This window comes from Shimazuella sp. NTD248 (assembly GCF_059510395.1).
Genome location: NZ_JCAJZT010000001.1, coordinates 694163 through 712816 on the forward strand (window position 1 = coordinate 694163; position 18654 = coordinate 712816).

Here is an 18654-nt window from a genome sequence, read left to right on the forward strand (position 1 = left end):
GATCTCAATACTTATTAAATTCTATCAGATAAACTACATATTACAATGTAATTAAATCCGCCTGTCACCCCAACACTATCCATACCTTCGCAATCATGCCTTCACAGTATCCTCTACTGGATAAATATTCAATTCATCCAATTTTTCCCATAATGCCTTCATCGCTTTCTCAGGATCACGGTAAAATTCCCTTCCTCTGACTCTCCAAAACTTCCATCCTACTCGTTCTAAAATGCGCTGTCGTTCAAGATCCGCTTCCCATCTATCGAGCCCATACCACTTATCTCCATCGCATTCTACTGCTATTCGGTTACCATTACCTTCGATGACAAGGTCAATTCGCTTTCCTACACTCCCTACTTGAACCTGAGGCGTTACCTGATAACCTCTTGCTGTGATGAATCGGTACACATCTTTCTCAAAAGTAGATTCAAATAAATGATCTACTTCTTTGATTTCTTGCGTTCTTTGCTTTTTTTGGTTCAGACAGTAGTTAAGAAGCTGATATCGCATGCAATTCACATTTAAATCATCCAGCTGTACAGAATGAAACAAAACCAGCTGGTCTCTAGCTCGGCTTGCTGCAACATTAAAACGTCTTCGATCAGATTCTTTCGTTAGAACTCCAATCGGCATATTGTTTGCTGCAACCATCGACAAAAAGATAATATCTCTTTCTGCCCCTTGAAATCGATAGGCATCTCCACAAATGATGTTACGCTGTACCATTTCACTCTCGCCCAATTTTTCTCGCAGTAATTGTTCAATTAACAATGCTTGATCATAACCTTGAAGAGATATAACACCCATTGATTTCCCTCTATATTTCTCTTGGCTGCAACAATGAAGAATAAATTCCACTATTGCATTTGCTTCTGGTTCGTTCCATGCTTTGGCCGTTTCCTTCCGATATCCATCTTTCACATGCACAGTGAAAACAGGATCATCATACATCTCTTCGATTAGCGGCAGACGAAGCGGGTCTATTTTTCCACCATACATGAGATCATTGCTGAATTGAATAATTTCAGGAACACTGCGAAAATGCTCTTTTAAGACAACTTTACTATTGGTAAAAATTCGACTAGCGGTGTCATACAGACTCGTCGAAAGCTCTAATTGATCTGCCCCAGGAATTCCTTTTAAATGTTGTTTGATTAATTCATCGTTTTGTAAGCGATCTAAACCGACTATTTCGGGACTTATTTGGTTATCGTCCCCAACGATAACAGCTTTTTTAGCACGTAACAGTGCACTCAAAGAAAATAAATTGCTTTGACTACTCTCATCCACTATCACAACGTCAAATAAGTTATTTGTGAGTTCTATGTTTTCAATGACGCGTTGAATCGGCATGATCCAAACAGGAATTGCATCCCTACAGTTATTTAGTTCTCTACTCGCACTTTTTCGGTATTTGGAGGCATATTTACCAGTACCTTTTCCGAGCTTTTTCATCATTTGCATCCAAGTAGTTAAACTTCTCTTTTGCTGATCATCTGCCCGTTCCAATTGAGCTTTCCATGTTTGATCCGCAACTAATTTACGAATTAAATTCGCTTCTCTTCGTCGCTCTAATTGGAATTCTTCTTCCAGTTCTTCTACAGACTTTTGCTGCTTTAATTCATTTAACCAATGATTGAATTGGCTCCAAATCCACGCTTTATCTATATCATCAGGTGGTAATGACGGACGCAGTGATCTCGAAATCAACTGTTCACACCATTTGGGACAGACTTCTGTCAATCTATTTTTTAATTGTTGATAGTGCAAAAAATCAGGTTCAATCTTTTCCAATCGAGTGACTTCCTCACACGCCTCCTCCCACTTCTTAGCATCTTTTTGCTGGCAAGCCGTTTGCAGGGAATCCCATATTGGATGAATGGTCTTTTGTTCTTCGCTTTCTCTGCTTAATTTGAAGGAAGTTTGCTGAAAAAAAGCTTCTATTTCTTTGATTTGATAATGGAGTTGCAAGACTGTTAAACCATATTGAAAGTCAGCGAATGACTCGGCATTAATCCAATCTACATCCTTTGCTCCTAATGATTGGGCAAAAGGAGCAAGTGGACCTATAATCTTTTTCTCCCACAAAATAATCGTTTCAAATTGCTTCAAAGCTTCCAGCACTTCTCTTATCCATTTTCTATCTCCTATATCGATAAGGGGCCCATCTACCTCTTCCATAATTCGATTCCATTTTATTTGAAATTTGCGTTTCAACTGATTACCAACTAAACGCTGTTTGACCAAATCAAACTGCTCTTGTCTTTGCGCAGGCAAACCATCAATAAAACATTGTTCAAACAGATAAGCATACTTTTTACCGACTATCCTTTTGTACATCCAGCCTGTAGATTTATTTTGATTGATCCTTTCCACAATCATTTCGATATCTTCTAGTATCTTACGTTCCGGATGCGGGGGAAGCTGAATTTCATACTCTAGCAATTCTTTTTCGATAAGAATTATTTGTTCTAATTGTGCTTTATAATCTTTAAAAAAACGAATCCACTCTTCTTTTTGGTTTGTATGATGAACCATATCAGTTAAAATCGCTATTTTCCAATTATCTTTGGACATGTGATCGAGAAGTTTTACATTTTTATGGTTTTGCTGAATTAACGCCTCAAGAGAAAAGGATAATCTATCAGGTATTTTCCAGTCTTGTATATAAGGACTTCCTTCATTGAACTTCTGTTTCAATACAATAAATTGATGCGTCTGCTCATGAAATCGATCAAGGCTCGGTAACTGTTCTCGATTAGGTCTTTTTAGATGCAAGCTTTCCAAATCCGCTTTTGAAAAACTTGCTAAAATGCGATAGAACGAGATGAGTTCTTCTTTTGATAAAGGAAACTTCGTTCCTGGAAGAATAGAATCAGGAAACCAATCATACTGCTCCTGTTCCTTTAGCCATTTAGCTGCTTCTAACGGCTTAAATGTTACTCCTGCAATACTTTTTTCTTCATTATCTATTTGGAGTACTTTGTTGATTTCCTCTTGATTTCGTGCCATTTTTCTACGTGTTTCCTCTAATTCTTTTTGGGACAGTTGAATATTTTCACAGAGAACAGAAATATTTTTCCGCTCCAAATTGTCAGCAATTGTACGAACTGAATTTTCTATCTCTTGTATGGATTTACTATCTCCACCAAGCACGCTTACACATAGATCCCTTACTTCTTCTGGAATTTTTTCTTTTAATACCTCTAAAGCCTGCTCCTTTTCACTTGTTACTAAAACTCTTTTGCCGTGGGCGAGTAAATGACAAATCAAATTAGCAATGGTATGGCTTTTTCCTGTTCCTGGTGGTCCTTGTACTACTACCCCAGCATTTCTTGCTAACTTATGAACGATTTCAGTTTGTTCCTGATTAGCAGGTAAAGGGAAGAGTAAGTTATCCTCTAAACTTTTCCACTCTCGGGAATAAACAGCTTTGGATTCTATCCTGCTTCCATCCTCAGAGGAGACAAGTTTTTTTAGGGTTTCTGGAATAGGGTAATTTTGTTCCAATTGATCCATTACAGTTTGATATTCCACATCCCAAACTCTTCCAGCTGTTTTGCGTATAAAAACTGCTGGACTGTAGGAAATCGTCAAATGAGGGGTGACTTGCTTGATCGGCACCCACTCTTCAACAAATTTCCCTTCAGAACTCAACATATTTGCTACTTGCTTTAAAAGACTAGCTACTTCTTCTTTGTTTTTGGGTTGCACTTCCACTTGGTCTAACTCTTGAATCATTCTCACATTCGGAATATCTAAATGCAGTAACATATCTGTTTCCACACGTGATCCCTTTGTAGTGGAACATAAAGTAAACAAACCTCGTTCAGCATCAAAGCGTAATTCTAACGGCGTTGTGAGGAGATGTCTTTGTATTTTCACATCGTCTTTTTCCCATGTTAACAAACCTTGTCCCCATACAATCTCCCAGTTATCCCCTTCATCTTGCAGCAGCTGAAACATTGTAAACATTTCATCATAAAACTTTTTTGCCTGCTGTTTTTCCTTTGTTTCCTTTGCCCAAGGTATCCATTCATTTATTAACCAATGATCAAACACTTCCTTTCTCGCTTTATCATCGATAAATCGTTCATAAATAGAGTCTTCTCCCGTTCCGCTTTCTTTAGGTATCTGTATTATCACTTCTGGCTTTTGCTTAGGATTTCCCCAATTGATCACCCATTCTTGCAATTGCTCAGGTATTTTTGGAACAGGGGATAAGACTGGTCTATGCGCAATGACCCACTGGTCGTTTTCTAATCTATCATCGTGAATCCAAATATCTGAAAGACGTGCTAAATCCGCTTGCCACCAGTATTTTTCAAAATCTGTAATTTTACGTTGAATGCGGTAATTTAATCTTTTTAGTTCACACAGATATTGAAATACTTGATTCACTTTTGTCTGAACTGAGTCCATAAAAAACATCCTCCACATAATAAAAAAATAAAAATAAGAATCTATATTCGCTGCATATAGATATACATATAAATTTAATTATACAGAAATTTATGGTAAAAACTAATCTCGTTGAGGTATATATTTCTCTAGAGGTTGTTGCCTAAATAAGATTGAATACTGGATAAAATCGCTTGATGTGAGTGTTATCCGCGTCTGTTGTTAAAAAAACACAAAGGACGCTCCATCCACCCAAAGCGAGACTAGGAGCACAGCGACATAGCGAGATTTGTGCCCTTGTCTGAGGTGCACATCTGCGCTTTTACGTTGAATAATGCAAATTAGAAAAACAACATTGGAGCTGGTTACTCCAAAGAAAAAAGGCAGGAATATAGGCTCCTGCCTTTTATAAAGCTTTTTTATCTGGGTGATGGGAAACATAGAAATCACGGTTATCAAAGTAATTTCCTGATTTCTCCCATGTAGGATCACAAGGAATCTGTTTGTTTTCATCTTTCAAATACACCACATTCCAAGCGTGAGCTCCTCCGCTTCCATCAGGTAATACAGCTTGACCCAGCTCTTGTTTTACTTCAAGCCCTACTGCTTTCCCCATCGCTACCATTAATGCAGAGTAATCCGAACAAATACCCATTCTCGTCTGGAAAGTTGGAATCGCACCATATGTGAGCGAGCGGAAATTTCCTGATTGAATGGCTAACGCTTTATTATCATCGTACCTAATATTTTCCCCAATCCATTTATACAGTCGATATGCTTTTTCTCGATCACTTTTCGCCCCTCTGACTATTGATTTTGCGGTTCTATCAATTTGGGCATTGGAGTCAAATCTCGTTTGCCATGTCCAAAAGCTTGTGCTGTCTTTAGGCCCATATTTTGCTGCTTCTTGACTGATCTGATGAAACCAATCTTTTGTTTGCTGACCAAGGACAGGGAGTTCTTTACTCCATGTGCTGGCCAGCACTGGTGTGATTACTTTCTGATCGGTCCAATGATAGACACCACTATTTTCCGCCATCTTCGAGAGGTCAGAAGAAGGCAGATAGGCTAATCCAATGTGAACTGCGATTAGAAAGATCAATGTTTGCAAAATTGCTTTTGGAACATTTATGATCACTCCAAACACTCTACTTAATCCCTGAGGCAGTCGCTCTGTCCATCTGCTCACATGATGAACGCTTCCAGTCAACAGCGAAATGATTGGCCATGCGATTAATTTAAGGAGCCAATAGATAAGTAATGCAAGGATAGGAACTGCTGCCGCCCATGCAAAAATACTAGCTTGTAATTGTTGTTGTATCCATTGTAATCGGCTTATATCTGGCAAGTTATTAACTTTGACAAAGCCACGCAGTAACCAAAACGTGATGCCATAAGAGAAAAGCCATAAAACAGAGGAACATAGAGAATGAAGGCTGTATGTCAATTTATCTAATTCACGTGGTAAACCTCTGATTAAACCTATCAACAGAGGGCTAACAAGCAAAAACACTACAATGATGGTGATCCAGTTGGTTTGCAAAATAGCAGTCCCCTTTTTGTTGATTTTTCCCCGTACTTTATAGTTTAATCTGGAATGGGGAAAAGGTCTATATTCTATTCATTTCCACAGCATTTCCTGTTGTCTTAAAGCAAAAAAATTAATGCAAGTATTTTGTTTTTTTAACCAATATTTTATATACTAAAAGAGTAAACGAAACGATTGGGAGAAGGATGAAGCCTTTTGGAATATTGGAAGCGGTTTCTGCTGAGGTCGATGGTGAGATCCATACCTTTGCTGATATCTATGGACCCATAATCATCACCATCAGCACTTTTCACCCTGAGCTAGTCCAGTGGACAGGAAGGAGAGTTATTTGTGCGAGTGGCCTAGTAACTTTGGACTTTATCCCAGATGAAGGTCACTCGGAGCAAATCTCTTTTGAAATCGATGTAAAACAAGAGCAAATATTCCAACTTGATCAAGGCAAGTCATTTTTCACAATTACCTACAAAGGAAACCACAACAACTTCATTCCATTTTTCACCGATCCTTTTCAGTTTTTCAGGGATGGAAAATTTCTCCCTGCACGAGACCGCCTGAAAGAACGAGTTATTGTCAGGTGATCACAGACCGGGTTCCCATTGGGAATCCGGTCTCGCCATGTTTCCTGCATTTGTTTCTATCTTCTACTAGATTTCCTTACAGTATCGTGTGCCCTTCCCATTCTATCTTTCACCACATAAACTGATAGAAACTTGATCCTGACAGGCTGGTGAAAATATGCAAAAAGAGATTAGTAAAGTCGGGAATGCCAAAATATTGTCCAGCAACTATTATGTTTCATCCCATATCCCGGAATATCACTCTCTTACCAAATCCAGTCTACAAACCATGCTAAACAAATATACTACGATTTATGTTAAACCAAATAATTCATGCCAAGGAAAAGGCGTGATTCGCATAGAGAGAAAAGCCAATGGTTATCTTGTCAAACCACGTGACCGCAATAAAACATTTCATAAAAATACGATCGAATCACTCATGAGATGTATCCAACGTGAGAAAATGAATCGGCCTTATCTCATTCAACAAGGCATCGCTAGTTACACCAAAAACGGACGGCTATTTGATATCCGTACACACTTACTGCGGATTCATGGAGAATGGGAGATGGGAGCAATAATCGGTCGTGTGGCAAGTAAGCGAGGGGTTGCAACCAATGCTTATAGCGGAGGGACACCAGTCCCCATCCGTCCTTTATTAAAAGATCATTTGGGATTAAGCGCTGAGGAAAGAGAAGCATATATCGAACAATTAACCACCCTATCAGTAGAAGCAACAGAAACATTTGGCCAAGAGTTTCCTAAGTGGGCGGAGCTCGGATTAGATATTGGTGTCGATGAAAAAGGACACTTGTGGATCTATGAAATTAACATCAAACCGGGGATGTTAGTATTTCGCAAAGATCAGCCCTCTTATCAGCGTATTATGAAAATGAAGAAGATGAAAGGCTAAAAGGTCGTCGATAGATGGTGATTGCTATTAAAAGGAGTGACCGACAAATTAGTAAGCTGTTTGTCGGTCACGGTGCTTCCATAGGACATATAAGACAGTTCACTCATCCAAGTCGACAGTGACTATCTCAATATCTACAAGTTGTCCCTGATCATTGGTATAGTCGATAGCGATGTCTTGTCCACTTGATTCGGGATCATCGATTATGTTTATCTCAATTCCCATCTCTATTCCTCAAGTTGAAAGCCCCTTCTCCTATTTTACTTCAGAAAAAGGGAAATGACATTTTCCAAAAAATTACGTTGCCAATCGGTCATGGGCGATAGGAGTCTCCATGAATTTCTTCACTTCATTTGGTTCATTACTTTTCCCTAATGTCCACATCAATTTTGCAACAATCGCCTCTGTATTCATATTCCTTGTATGAATAATACTCTTTTCAACTACTTTTCTGCCTACTTCGTACCGATGCAAGTCTTCTCCTTCTTCCAAACACTGGGTAGTAATCACTACTGCTATTCCACTGTCGATCAGTTCTTCGATTTTTGGCAATAAATTGCGACCGACAATCGGAATACCCCCACTGCCAAAACTCTCGATAATAACCCCTCTATACGCTTGCTTAAGATAATCAAACAACTCTGGCTTGATACCTGGATACAATTTGACAACTATCACATCTGTACAGACGGAAGTATCACATAGAAGTACATGCTGGTCGTTTGTTGGTTTCCCTAAAGGATATGTGATCTCCTCTCCATCTACATAACCAATGTAAGGGTGATTGATGCTTTCAAAAGCATCATAACTCTTGGTCTTTATTTTTACTGCTCTTGTCCCTTGAATCACTCGACCATTAAACACGACAAATACACCATTTACATCTTCACACGCAAACCGAATGGCGTCCTGTAAATTGCGTTTGGCATCAGTAGGTTCGAAATTCATCGGGACTTGTGAACCTGTCAGTACAATCGGTTTACTCCCCTGCTGTAACATGTAAGACAGAGCGGAAGAAGTATAGGCCATCGTGTCTGTTCCATGAGTGACCACAAATCCATCGTAGTCAGCATAATGATCGCGGATGGCTTCTGCGATGGTAACCCATGATTCCGGTTGCATATTAGTGCTGTCAATATTCATCAATCGTTTCGTGTCAAGTTGGTACAGGGGAGGAACTTTATCCACAAAGTGAATCAATTCATCTGGAGTCATTCCTGGAACCAATCCATTATCGCCTTGAAGCGAGGCGATTGTCCCACCTGTAGCCAACAGCAATAGCTTTTTCTTCAACTTGAGCACTCCCATTTCTTCTTGTGATGTCCATTTATTATTATGTCTGATCTAGTCTTTTTGTTGTGTAAAAGAGAAAGAGATTTGATATTCTAGAGATTTTATCCTTTTATTGCTGCAATAGCTTCCATTTCGACCTTGACCACTTGAGTAAAAGCTGGACTTTTAGGAAGGCTTTCTGGGTTAATATGTGTTATTTTCATACATTCATGATACCCATTTAGCTATAGATTGCAATCATTTATTATTCAAATGACTATTCCTAATTCGAATGAGCTTCTTTAATGAGAAATCCATTAGACTCAACAGATGAAGCGGAAGCGACCTTTAAAATCATGAAAACAGAATGAATCCGCCAAAATACTTTTGACTGCCTAGATTTGTTTTGTTATCTTATCGAGATAAAAAATCGAAATTTTTGTATTACGGAAAAAAAAGAAATATAATATTCAAAAGGCCACCTGTTCTTTAGGAGTAGATATGAAAAGGCTGAGTTTGCGGAGACAAGCAGGAATCGAACTTGCCGCAGCAATGCTGGGGCAGATGCTCGCTATCGCTGTCATTCCCTCCCTCATCTTTCAACCACTGCACATTACCCTTTATCAACAGAAATTTCCAGTGGGGTTGATTGTTGGCGTATACTCGCTGACTACGATGCTCTGTGGACTTTGCTTTGGATGGATGACAGATCAGTATGGACCAAAAAAGGTTTTGCTGGTCGCTATGCTTCCTCTAACAGGAGTATATCTCCTATATCCTTTTGCCGATGAGCTTTGGGAAATCATCAGTGTACGAGTGATAAATGGGATTCTATTTTCGCTCGTCATGAATGCGCTCATTGTTTTGGTGAGGCAGAAGGTACTAGCCACTGATCAGGTCTTTCAAGCTAGAGTCCACGGCATCATGTTGAGCCTGAATTTCGCAGGCTCAGGAATCTCCATGTACTATGGTCTGCAACTGGTTAACAATCCGATCTTGCTGTGGTCTTCCACGGGAATCATCGGTGGAATTGCTGTTATACTGGTTTATTGGACCATTATGACGGTTTCCTCTATTCGGTTGGAGTGTAGGAATGTAGGAAACAAACTACTTTCCTACATTCATTCCTTTGCAAAGAGAATAATTGCGAAAAATTCTCTTCATGCATCACTTCCAGATGTAGGTGTTAGTTCCGCGTATTGGGCATTTCTCACCTATTTCGCACTATATATTGGAGAGCGTGCTGGGGTCATCCTTTTCCTCTCCACTGTAGTCAACGGTATTGCCGTAATCTCTGTGATGCCAAAGTTGGTAGTAAACCGCAACAAGTTGGTCATCGGTGGAAGTATTCTCACACTGATGCTCAGTTTTATTCTTATCAGCAAAGATCAGCCATTTTGGGTGCTTCTGCTAATCGGAATAATGGTTGGGGTTGCGATGGCTGGAAACAACCTAGGCATCTTGGAGAGAGTAAACTTTACGGCAGATCGAAATCAACTGGGTAGAGCGAATGCTACTGCTGTACTGCTAAAACAGCTTGGGGGGATCATCGGACCTGGTTATGCAGGGTTGATGTGGAGTCTTGTGGGATCTGACCACATGTGGATTTCCATTCTTCCACTGCTTCTAGGCTCCTTTGCAGCTCTTACTTTCTGCGGGCCTCCCAAACCTTTCATTGAGCTGCGTCTGGAAATTAAAAAGAACACGATCTGTGTCCACCTGCTTAATCCTAACCCATCGGAAGTGGATAGGTATGCAAGGGAAATCATTCAGATTAAACAGGGAGATGGAATTCCACCTGTAAAAAAGGGAGATCGAGAACGGGCGCTTGTCCTAAAAATCGAAAATGCCTTTAAAGCACTTGGTTATCTACAAGCTGCTCTAAAGGGATCACCGTTGAATTCCCCACTCCATCAAACAATCGAGCGGAAAATTCAACAAGTACGAACGATTATCCTCCATCTTTTGCAGGAGGTTGGAGCAAAGGACTTTGTGAAATATTCTCTCCCTGGAAAGTGGCTCTACTGGCCTGAAAAAGTCCAAGGAGCTGCATATTTAAATCGTACCCTAGCTCTTTTGGAGACTAAGTACTGTGAAAGTACCAAATATGTAGAGGCGAGAGGTATAGAAGAAGTAGAGTGCCTGCTGAATGCGGTACAAGTTCTTGATTTGCCGGGAATTGAACTCCATGATGTCTTCTCATCCTATGGACTAGAGGATAGGTGGTCTAAGGCACTTAAGGCCGTTTCATAGAGAAAAAAGTTAGGGCCAAAGCACCTCCTTTCCCATTCATAGGAAGGAGGTGCTGTCATTTTTTGGTATAAGCTAAAGGCATGAATCAAAAATGGTTTCTACTTTTTTCTTAGAGTAATCTGAACGTCTACTTCTTGGTAAAATTTGATTGTGTTTTAGCTAGTGAATATCCCGTTTCTTAAAGCTCTCTCCTCGCACCTCGTGTATATTACCGATAGCAAGAAAGGCTTGAGGGTCGATATCTTCGACAATTGCCTTCATTTTTGCTTCTTCCAATCGGGTGATCACACAGAAGATAACTCTTTTATCTTCTCCCGTATAAGCACCTTCTCCTTTCATATAAGTAACACCACGTCCGAGACGATTAAGGATTGCATCTCCTAAGTCCTTTGACTTTTCACTGATGATCCATACCGACTTTGTCTCTTCAAAACCTTCGATGGTAATATCGATTACTTTAAATGCGATAAAATAAGCGATCAACGAGTACATGGCCCGATCCCAGCCAAATACAAAGCCCGCACTTCCTAAAATGAATAAGTTGAAGAACATCACCGTCTGTCCGACCGAGAACGGAATTTTTTTGTTGAACAAAATCGCTAATATTTCCGTTCCATCAAGCGATCCACCATATCGAATAACTAGGCCAACCCCAATTCCGAGAATAATCCCCCCAAAAACTGCTGCTAGTAATGGGTCTTTTGTCAAAGCTGGGACAGGATGCAGATATGAGGTGCCAAGTGACATGACAGCGACACCAAATAGCGTGGAGATAGCAAATGTTTTCCCGATCTGCTTATATCCCAAAAAGAAGAAAGGCAAGTTGAGGACAAATAAGAATAATCCTAAGTTCCATCCTGAAAGATGAGATAACATGATGGAAATGCCGACGATTCCTCCGTCAATAACTTGGTTTGGAACCAAAAATATTTCCAGTCCAATCGCTACCAAGATAGCCCCGAGTAATATCATGGTTCCCCGCTTCAGTAGTTTTAGGCTGGTCAATTTTTTATGGTTTGTTTTTTCGATCGCTGATGCTGTTATAACTTCTCCCATAACGTATACCTCCCTTTATCTGTTTTCTTCGATGCTGCTAGGAAGAGGAATAAACGCTTCTATATATTTTTCCCCTCTATTTGTTTCAGTTTCTCTTTTATCTGCTCTCTATTTAACTGTGTATATTTTGCAGTTGCTTGGATGGAGGGTGTTCCTTGTTTGGTCACATGGCCGAGGTAATAAGCGATCTCCTCCAGACTCCATCCCGCACTTCTAGCACGATGCGCAAAATCTTGGCGTAACTCATGAAACGTAATATCGTGAATAAACTCCCATTCATCTTGGGCAGCCTTTTTCTTCAAACTGGAAAACCAACGATGAATACCATTTTCCGTCAAGTGTCCTGATTTTTGTGATAAGAAGACAAAGCTGCTGTCTTTCTTCCTCCGTTCCTCACTATACAAGTATGCATAGAGTGGTTTGCGCACTTCTTCCAATAAATCAATATCTCGTTTCTTCCCACTCTTAGTGCCAACTGTTATCCACCCTGTTTTGGAGCCAAGATGACAGTCTTCCATTTGTAGCCAAGACACATCACACACTCGGCATCCTGCCCAGTATCCTAGAGCGAAGATTGCTTTCCCACGTAAATTTTGCTGTCTTTCCACTAAACTCTTCAGTACTTCTCGTTGTCTATCAGTCAACTCCCGTGGAGTAAAAGTAGCTTGAGGCGGTACATAGACAGCATACGCTGGATTTTGGGACAACAGCTGTTTTTCTTGAATCATCCAGTTTGCAAATCGGCTGATTGCCGCTCGTACTTTGTGTTGATGCGCACTGCTGTAACCTTTTTGCTGGAGTTTCGCTAAAAATACTTCTACTTCATCACGAGACAAATGTTCCACCAAAAATATTCCTTTATCACTCGGACATTCACCAATCCATTCGATAAACTGCCGAAGAATTCGCAGGTAAGCATCAACAGTCTGATCACTTTTGGAAGATAGCAAATACTGCTCGTATTCCTCCAATAAATCAAGACATCGCTGATCAAGAGGGGCTCTCATGAGGTTAAACCTTCTTTCAAAAAATTCCGTTGTATAGTTAAAAGCTCGATTATCACCTAAATACTGTTTGCGAATTTTATCATGCTTTATTTCTATGGTTTTATTATAACACAAAAACGCAACGGAAAAAATATTCCGTTGCGTTTTTTATAAGATTTTATTTTCACCCTTGTTCATCAGAAGATTGGCAATAATGATATACTACTTTTAGTAACTGTTCACCCGAACTCGAAGGAAGACATCGTGAACACCACCGCGCCCCAGAACCAGACCGCCCAGCCCGAAAGCGAGGAAATCATCCTCGGGGTCGACTACATGCCCATCCTCTGGTCCGACTACGAGAAGGCGGTCGGCGGGGGCACATACCTGTACATGGCAAGCCACATCACGGAGGCCATGCAGGTCTTCACCGACGGTACGTACCTGGTTCAGGCTGTCGTCGTTCAGGGGAACTCCCAGTGGAACGACCAACCGTACTCCTGCTCGCCCGCAAACACCTTCGCGTTCTGCACCTGGCTGCTCCAGCGGGACTTCCGCGGACCGATCGTCATCGTCAGCACTCTGCTCAACACGGCAGAGATCGAGAAGTTCAAGAGGCTCTCACCTCAGATCGAGGTGATGAACAAGGAGGAGTTCTTCGTCAACGGCTCCGAGCTGCTGAGCAGCTCCTACAAGCGCTCAGCACGAGCCCTGATCAAGGAGCACCTGAGCGGAGAACTGGCAGAGTACGCAGCCGAGTCGTTGAAGCGGCTCGACGCACTCGTCGCGAGTTTCAGCGACTGCGACACGGCCGTTCACAACGCGTTGATCCAGACGCGAGTCGGTACACCCTGGGAAAACACCATCGATCCATGGTTCGACCAGTACCGTTGGCTCGTAAACCTGGCTGTTCGGGAGATCTTCCTCGATCACCCGGACAAGCTCGCGTCCATGCGTGAACTGCTGGGAGACACCATCTCCGGTGACCTCCGCGGGGTCGAGCGCAGCTCAACCAGTGCGAGTGAGCGCATGAACGCAAGGTTCCTATCGATCTTGACGGACGACCCCCACTGGGGCTGGTTCATCCAGCCGGCCTCCTGAGTCTTCCCAAGTTCGGTGAGAACAAAAAAGTCCATCTTCACCATTCAGGCTAAATGGTGAAGATGGACACTGTACGGAAGCTACCCGGCTAGCCGTACCCTCGACGGGCTGTCCCACATAGGTACAGTCCGTCGGTCGTTTTAAATCTTAAACAAATCAAACTGAACAGCGAAAAAGAAGTTTGATCTCATATAGATATTTGTATATGCTGAAACTGTTAGGTTCTCGCATAGATGGAGACTTCGTATGTATCTATTGAAACTTCTTGGTCTTAGTTGTAACATTCAGGGGGAGCTAACAGCACTAGATGAGCACAATCTCACAAAGATCAGGGACAAGGTTCTGGGAGCTGGTATCAATGCCATCCGAGGCCTAAACCTCACATCTGGTCAACTCCAAGAAAGCCACCACAAACAAAAAGCCTTCACCGTTGCTTGGATTGCAATGTTCAGGGCAGTATGCACACTATCTCACCGACCAGCTTGGGAACAACTTCCCAGCCCCAAAGATGCGTATGAAAAGGCTCTAAATCTACCAAACTGAACCGAACTGTCGAGGCAACGTCCAGTTGTCTCGACCCGATAAAAAAACAGCCACCTTAAAGGTGGTTTTGTTGCAATTGCAAAAGTTAAACACTATTTCTCCAAAAATGGCGACGGACTGCTACCTTGGTGAGGTGCAGCCCGCCGGGGGAGTACTAGTGCAGATCGAGCCATGCTCACTTGCTCATGGTGATCCACATTCTAATCTCTATCAGCACTCGGTCCGTGAATGGAACGAAGTAGGTCACTTGTTCCTTTGGACAAATTTCATGCTTGTCACAGGCCGTCCCACCCCAAATAATCCCCTTGGCTACAAACCGATTTCCCTCTACTTGAAAAAGCGGGGAACCAGACTGACCATGAAAAGCCACTCCACCAGAAATGACTCCCTTTTCGCCCAAATAAGCGAAACCGTGGTACTTGCTTTCCCACATGGTGAAGAAATTTTTGTCACCGGGATACCCCGCGGAGACCATATCAGCAGACTCAGCATCCTCAGGGAATGCTTGCAAGCCGAAGTGGGCAGAAAGGATGGGTTCGGGCAGAAAAATGACGCCGTAGTCCTGACCACTCGCACTCACTTGGAAGCGGGTGGACTTCATGTGTGCTGAGAGAGTGGTGATACCCCCTTCTTTTTTTTCGACAATCTCGACCAGTGCCGAATGAGCGTCCTCCAAGCAGTGCCTATTTGTCAACACTGCTCTAGGGGATATGACGAATCCCGTGCAGTAAGTTGTCATCCCAGGCTTATCCATCGTGAGATGGGCAATCGCCTGATAGGGACCATCGAAGGGCTGTTCCACCTTAGTCCGCACATCCGGCTTCTTCTGAGCCTCAATAACTTCGTACTGGTGGATTGACTCCACGGCATTGGAGACTTTACAAACACAGAGACCCATTGTGATCAAAGTCAGAAGGATGATCAGGAGAGCTATACACTGAAAACGAGATAGTTTCACTAGTACTCCGCTGTTGAAGTTAACCTTGGATCTATTTTATCAAAAACGAATCAAAATTCACTTTGGAATCTAAAATTATTTCGTATTTATAGAAGCATTTATCCTCCATACTGTAATAGTATTAAACAAAAAATGTATCCAAAGGAAATAACAAAACCATACAATTCCTTAGATTCAAAGAAATTGTATGGTTTTCACAATCTATAGTAAGCTTCATCGCTTATTTTCGGGCGGGCGTGCAGAGCCCAATGTTGTTCTCTGCACGCCCCAGCAGGGAAGGTTCCCCACTAGAACAGGTCAGCGATCTCCTGCTGCCAGGACTTGCCCGAATCGGAGTCGTCCGAGCCTCCGGAGCCCGAGCTGCCGGAGTTGTCTGAGCTGCTGGAGCTGCCGGAACGGTAGGTGGTCGAGACGTCGGAACCGGCGGAACCGCTGGAGTGGGACGGATCACTGGGTCCGCTGTAGTGCGGTGCATTGCCACCCATATTGTAGGGTCCTTCCTCGCAAGTGGAGAACGGGTTGTTCTCCGATATATTCAGTATAAACATAATTCCAATAAAAATCAAAACATAATCTTTTCCTTATCCCTAATCTCTACCAACCAAAATCTTTGCAGCTAGGAACAATCCCCTGATATCCCCCATCAAATGTTATCGACTCTGCCTTCAAACAAGCATCATAAATACTCTCCAGTACCGCCCTTGCAGCAGCATTCCCTACTCGATCTACCTCCATACTCGGCCAGTCTGGGTTGTCATCTATCGCTTTTACTTCCTCCGTAGAAAAAACAAAGATTGTATCCCCATCAAGCGAGGTATGTACAGGATGAATAGCCCTTACATGTCCATGTGAAGCGAGGTGTGCTACACGGTCATAGTTTTCCCGTGTCCGTAAATCCGCATTGATCCCAACGATAGAAATGGTCGTATTCATACTATCGGATGTCGTAAAACCATTCACTTCCTCATACGTTAGTACAGGCTTGTGTTCCCCTCTATTTCCTGCGAGAATTTTCCCATCTGGAAGTACAACATTCCCTACTGGATTGACGACAGACAATGCACAAACTAGCACCCCATTACCTAAATCTACTCTAGCCGACCCAACTCCAGACTTCATCGCTGGAAACTTAGTTCCATCCTCCAAATAATAAAACTTCCCTGTTGTCGTACCTGTGCCAGCTCCAACATTGCCATTTTGCACCGGCCGGCCTGTGGCATTGTCATATGCTTCACGTCCAAAATCCCCATCAAATTGGGTAATTCTCGTCCCAAGGTCATAAACAATTGCCCCACTGATGCTCGGATTGATGATATTTGCTGCAAGATCGCCAATACCATCTTCAATCATCCGTTCCATAATGGCAGAAGCACTTGAAAGTCCTGGTAAACATCCTCCAGCGACAAACAACCCATTCCGGCGGTAATATGATTTGCCAAGGTGCAGGGTATCGGTGTTAAAGGTACTCGACGCTCCCCCATACGCTGTGTAGGCAACAGGAAGCGAATGATCAAAGGTGACAACGGTACAGCCTGTTAATTTATCCAAGTGTGTTGCATGTCCTACTTTTACTCCTGTTAGAGCTGTCAGTGTGTTATTTACGTTATTCACTAGTCCCTCCTATGTAAAAAGGCTGCTTCTCTTAGTGGTATTATCCCCTCATAGTTGCAGCCTTTCTTGCGGATTTAATTATTTTCCTATTAAGCACTTTTACTTGCTGATGTTTCTTCTTTTCCTGAAGCAATTTCATGAATAGAAACATGAAGATTAATATCCATTGCTTGGCAGACGCGCTGCAACTTCTCAAAACCAATCTTTGCATATTCATAACGTTCATCTCTTGCGACTGCTGGCTGTGTTACCCCTAATTTTTCGGCTAACTGCGCTTGTGTCATTCGTTTGTATAATCGACACTTGATCAAATGGCGTCCAAGTTCAAAATCTGTGCAGTGGGTAGGGTCAAAATTACCGTTAAAGATATCCTCATATTCTTGAATATCTTGTTCCATCTGGGTCAACTGATGTTTTTTCCGACGGAAAACTCGATCTAGAACTGTTTCTTCAACCCCTTCTGAACGAAGCTCCTCTATTTCCTCCTGTAAAAAAGAAAGATTTTCTTCTAAGTCATTCTTAAGTTGTTTATATTCTTCCTCATTGGTAATCAGAGCCATCTTTCTCATCCTTTCTCTATTTGGATTATACCCCGAGGTCTTCCAGATCGATCTTCTGAAAAATATTCATGAAATGTCTTTACCAATTTCCCTCTCCTCTTTCCTGGTACTTCTGCAAAATAAGAGGGATGAACATCTAGCCCCTTTTCACAAACCACATCATTAGAAAATGGTTCCCACCCTTTTTGTATACAAGCCTCATCCAAACGCTGATAAACCTGATCTACATAGTAGATTGCCTTAGCTCGATTTCGACCTATACAAGGTGGGATATTGATTTCAAAGAATGCATCCAAATCATTACAGGGATGTATAGAACAAAAAGACCCTCCCAGAAATACTGCCAAAACATCTTCGCTTTCTAACAATAAAGCTAAATATTTTTCCGCATGTGACCATAGTTGTTTGCGCTTTGCGATGACTTGATTATTCATCTGTTTGGTACCCAGAACGAAAATGGAAGTAGTAAATTGTGAAAGGGTCATAGAATATATCCCTAGTTGCAAGTTTCCTTCACTCGTTAATACAAACATCTTTTATCCTCATCTATTATATCATTATATTTGAGTAAAATATAACATATGTATTATACATAAATAAAGATGTTTTAAAAAAGTTTCCGTTTTAAGGATTTTGTCTTCACTCATAGCAATTCCTTCTGATTCTTTTTTCCTAAAACAGATTAAATCCATACTAAATATATATAAATAATTAAAATTTTAACTATAACAATTTTCTTCATTCTTCATTATAATAGAGTTATCGTTTCAGAAAGGAGGAAGTATGCATATATCGCGAATTTCCAAATAATTATTTAAGAATTTATTTCTTAGACGATCTCTTATTTTCTTAACAGTCTCTCTATGTTGAATTTCCAAAAATTACTTATCC

The 18654-nt window shown here is 41.5% G+C and carries 16 protein-coding genes; 5 read left to right on the plus strand and 11 right to left on the minus strand.

What is annotated here, in order from left to right; translation table 11 throughout:
• Nucleotides 1–93: 93 nt before the first annotated feature.
• Nucleotides 94–4425 carry a PDDEXK-like endonuclease domain-containing protein gene (locus AC5WOE_RS03750; RefSeq protein WP_496051943.1) on the minus strand — a complete coding sequence of 1444 codons (4332 nt, stop codon included), beginning with the start codon at nt 4423–4425 and terminating at the stop codon, nt 94–96.
• Between the two features lie 385 nt (nt 4426–4810).
• Nucleotides 4811–5947 (minus strand): transglutaminase domain-containing protein, encoded by a 1137-nt coding sequence (locus tag AC5WOE_RS03755; RefSeq protein ID WP_496051944.1) that lies wholly within the window; start codon nt 5945–5947, stop codon nt 4811–4813.
• A 191-nt stretch (nt 5948–6138) separates the two neighbouring features.
• On the opposite strand from AC5WOE_RS03755, the gene AC5WOE_RS03760 reads away from it, so the two are divergent.
• Together AC5WOE_RS03760 and AC5WOE_RS03765 are read left to right on the plus strand one after the other, a co-directional pair.
• The gene (locus tag AC5WOE_RS03760) at nt 6139–6531 is read left to right on the plus strand and encodes a hypothetical protein (RefSeq protein ID WP_496051945.1); all 393 of its coding nucleotides are present in this window, start codon (nt 6139–6141) and stop codon (nt 6529–6531) included.
• Nucleotides 6532–6688: 157 nt separating this feature from the next.
• Entirely contained in the window at nt 6689–7423 is a 735-nt protein-coding gene (locus AC5WOE_RS03765) for a YheC/YheD family protein (RefSeq protein WP_496051946.1), read from the plus strand.
• Between the two features lie 99 nt (nt 7424–7522).
• Here AC5WOE_RS03765 and AC5WOE_RS03770 read toward each other — a convergent pair whose 3' ends face one another.
• A complete protein-coding gene (locus AC5WOE_RS03770) occupies nt 7523–7648 on the minus strand; it encodes a hypothetical protein (RefSeq protein WP_496048666.1) in 126 nt (41 codons plus the stop codon).
• Between the two features lie 72 nt (nt 7649–7720).
• Nucleotides 7721–8731: an asparaginase gene (locus AC5WOE_RS03775; protein ID WP_496051947.1), complete on the minus strand. Its 1011-nt coding sequence runs from the start codon at nt 8729–8731 to the stop codon at nt 7721–7723.
• A gap of 465 nt (nt 8732–9196) precedes the next feature.
• Between AC5WOE_RS03775 and AC5WOE_RS03780 the strand changes: the two genes are divergently transcribed.
• A complete protein-coding gene (locus AC5WOE_RS03780) occupies nt 9197–10948 on the plus strand; it encodes an MFS transporter (RefSeq protein ID WP_496051948.1) in 1752 nt (583 codons plus the stop codon).
• Nucleotides 10949–11107: 159 nt separating this feature from the next.
• On the opposite strand, the gene AC5WOE_RS03785 is transcribed toward AC5WOE_RS03780, so the two are convergent.
• Together AC5WOE_RS03785 and AC5WOE_RS03790 are read right to left on the minus strand one after the other, a co-directional pair.
• Nucleotides 11108–12004 (minus strand): YitT family protein, encoded by an 897-nt coding sequence (locus AC5WOE_RS03785; RefSeq protein ID WP_496048670.1) that lies wholly within the window; start codon nt 12002–12004, stop codon nt 11108–11110.
• Nucleotides 12005–12063: 59 nt separating this feature from the next.
• A complete protein-coding gene (locus AC5WOE_RS03790; protein WP_496051949.1) occupies nt 12064–13011 on the minus strand; it encodes a tyrosine-type recombinase/integrase in 948 nt (315 codons plus the stop codon).
• A 243-nt stretch (nt 13012–13254) separates the two neighbouring features.
• Between AC5WOE_RS03790 and AC5WOE_RS03795 the strand changes: the two genes are divergently transcribed.
• Nucleotides 13255–14091 (plus strand): hypothetical protein, encoded by an 837-nt coding sequence (locus AC5WOE_RS03795; protein ID WP_496051950.1) that lies wholly within the window; start codon nt 13255–13257, stop codon nt 14089–14091.
• A 246-nt stretch (nt 14092–14337) separates the two neighbouring features.
• Complete coding sequence (locus AC5WOE_RS03800) at nt 14338–14634, plus strand: hypothetical protein (RefSeq protein WP_496051951.1); 297 nt, start codon at nt 14338–14340, stop codon at nt 14632–14634.
• A 175-nt stretch (nt 14635–14809) separates the two neighbouring features.
• Here AC5WOE_RS03800 and AC5WOE_RS03805 read toward each other — a convergent pair whose 3' ends face one another.
• The 5 genes from AC5WOE_RS03805 to AC5WOE_RS03825 all read right to left on the minus strand — a co-directional run bounded on the left by AC5WOE_RS03805 (nt 14810) and on the right by AC5WOE_RS03825 (nt 18296).
• Complete coding sequence (locus tag AC5WOE_RS03805; RefSeq protein ID WP_496051952.1) at nt 14810–15592, minus strand: trypsin-like serine peptidase; 783 nt, start codon at nt 15590–15592, stop codon at nt 14810–14812.
• Between the two features lie 220 nt (nt 15593–15812).
• Nucleotides 15813–16073, minus strand: a complete 261-nt coding sequence (locus AC5WOE_RS03810) for a hypothetical protein (protein ID WP_496051953.1) — start codon at nt 16071–16073, stop codon at nt 15813–15815.
• A 113-nt stretch (nt 16074–16186) separates the two neighbouring features.
• The gene (locus tag AC5WOE_RS03815; RefSeq protein WP_496051954.1) at nt 16187–17203 is read right to left on the minus strand and encodes a P1 family peptidase; all 1017 of its coding nucleotides are present in this window, start codon (nt 17201–17203) and stop codon (nt 16187–16189) included.
• An 89-nt stretch (nt 17204–17292) separates the two neighbouring features.
• Nucleotides 17293–17763 carry a helix-turn-helix domain-containing protein gene (locus AC5WOE_RS03820; RefSeq protein WP_496051955.1) on the minus strand — a complete coding sequence of 157 codons (471 nt, stop codon included), beginning with the start codon at nt 17761–17763 and terminating at the stop codon, nt 17293–17295.
• A 5-nt stretch (nt 17764–17768) separates the two neighbouring features.
• Nucleotides 17769–18296: a DUF6932 family protein gene (locus AC5WOE_RS03825; RefSeq protein WP_496051956.1), complete on the minus strand. Its 528-nt coding sequence runs from the start codon at nt 18294–18296 to the stop codon at nt 17769–17771.
• Nucleotides 18297–18654: the final 358 nt, after the last annotated feature.

Excerpts from the sequence above, each read along its gene's own strand:
- AC5WOE_RS03750 (WP_496051943.1), bottom strand. The coding sequence starts at position 4,425 with ATGGACTCAGTTCAGACAAAAGTGAATCAAGTATTTCAATATCTGTGT.
- AC5WOE_RS03760 (WP_496051945.1), top strand. The coding sequence starts at position 6,139 with ATGAAGCCTTTTGGAATATTGGAAGCGGTTTCTGCTGAGGTCGATGGT.
- AC5WOE_RS03765 (WP_496051946.1), top strand. The coding sequence starts at position 6,689 with ATGCAAAAAGAGATTAGTAAAGTCGGGAATGCCAAAATATTGTCCAGC.
- AC5WOE_RS03770 (WP_496048666.1), bottom strand. The coding sequence starts at position 7,648 with ATGGGAATTGAGATAAACATAATCGATGATCCCGAATCAAGTGGACAA.
- AC5WOE_RS03775 (WP_496051947.1), bottom strand. The coding sequence starts at position 8,731 with ATGGGAGTGCTCAAGTTGAAGAAAAAGCTATTGCTGTTGGCTACAGGT.
- AC5WOE_RS03780 (WP_496051948.1), top strand. The coding sequence starts at position 9,197 with ATGAAAAGGCTGAGTTTGCGGAGACAAGCAGGAATCGAACTTGCCGCA.
- AC5WOE_RS03785 (WP_496048670.1), bottom strand. The coding sequence starts at position 12,004 with ATGGGAGAAGTTATAACAGCATCAGCGATCGAAAAAACAAACCATAAA.
- AC5WOE_RS03790 (WP_496051949.1), bottom strand. The coding sequence starts at position 13,011 with ATGAGAGCCCCTCTTGATCAGCGATGTCTTGATTTATTGGAGGAATAC.
- AC5WOE_RS03800 (WP_496051951.1), top strand. The coding sequence starts at position 14,338 with ATGTATCTATTGAAACTTCTTGGTCTTAGTTGTAACATTCAGGGGGAG.
- AC5WOE_RS03820 (WP_496051955.1), bottom strand. The coding sequence starts at position 17,763 with ATGGCTCTGATTACCAATGAGGAAGAATATAAACAACTTAAGAATGAC.
- AC5WOE_RS03825 (WP_496051956.1), bottom strand. The coding sequence starts at position 18,296 with ATGTTTGTATTAACGAGTGAAGGAAACTTGCAACTAGGGATATATTCT.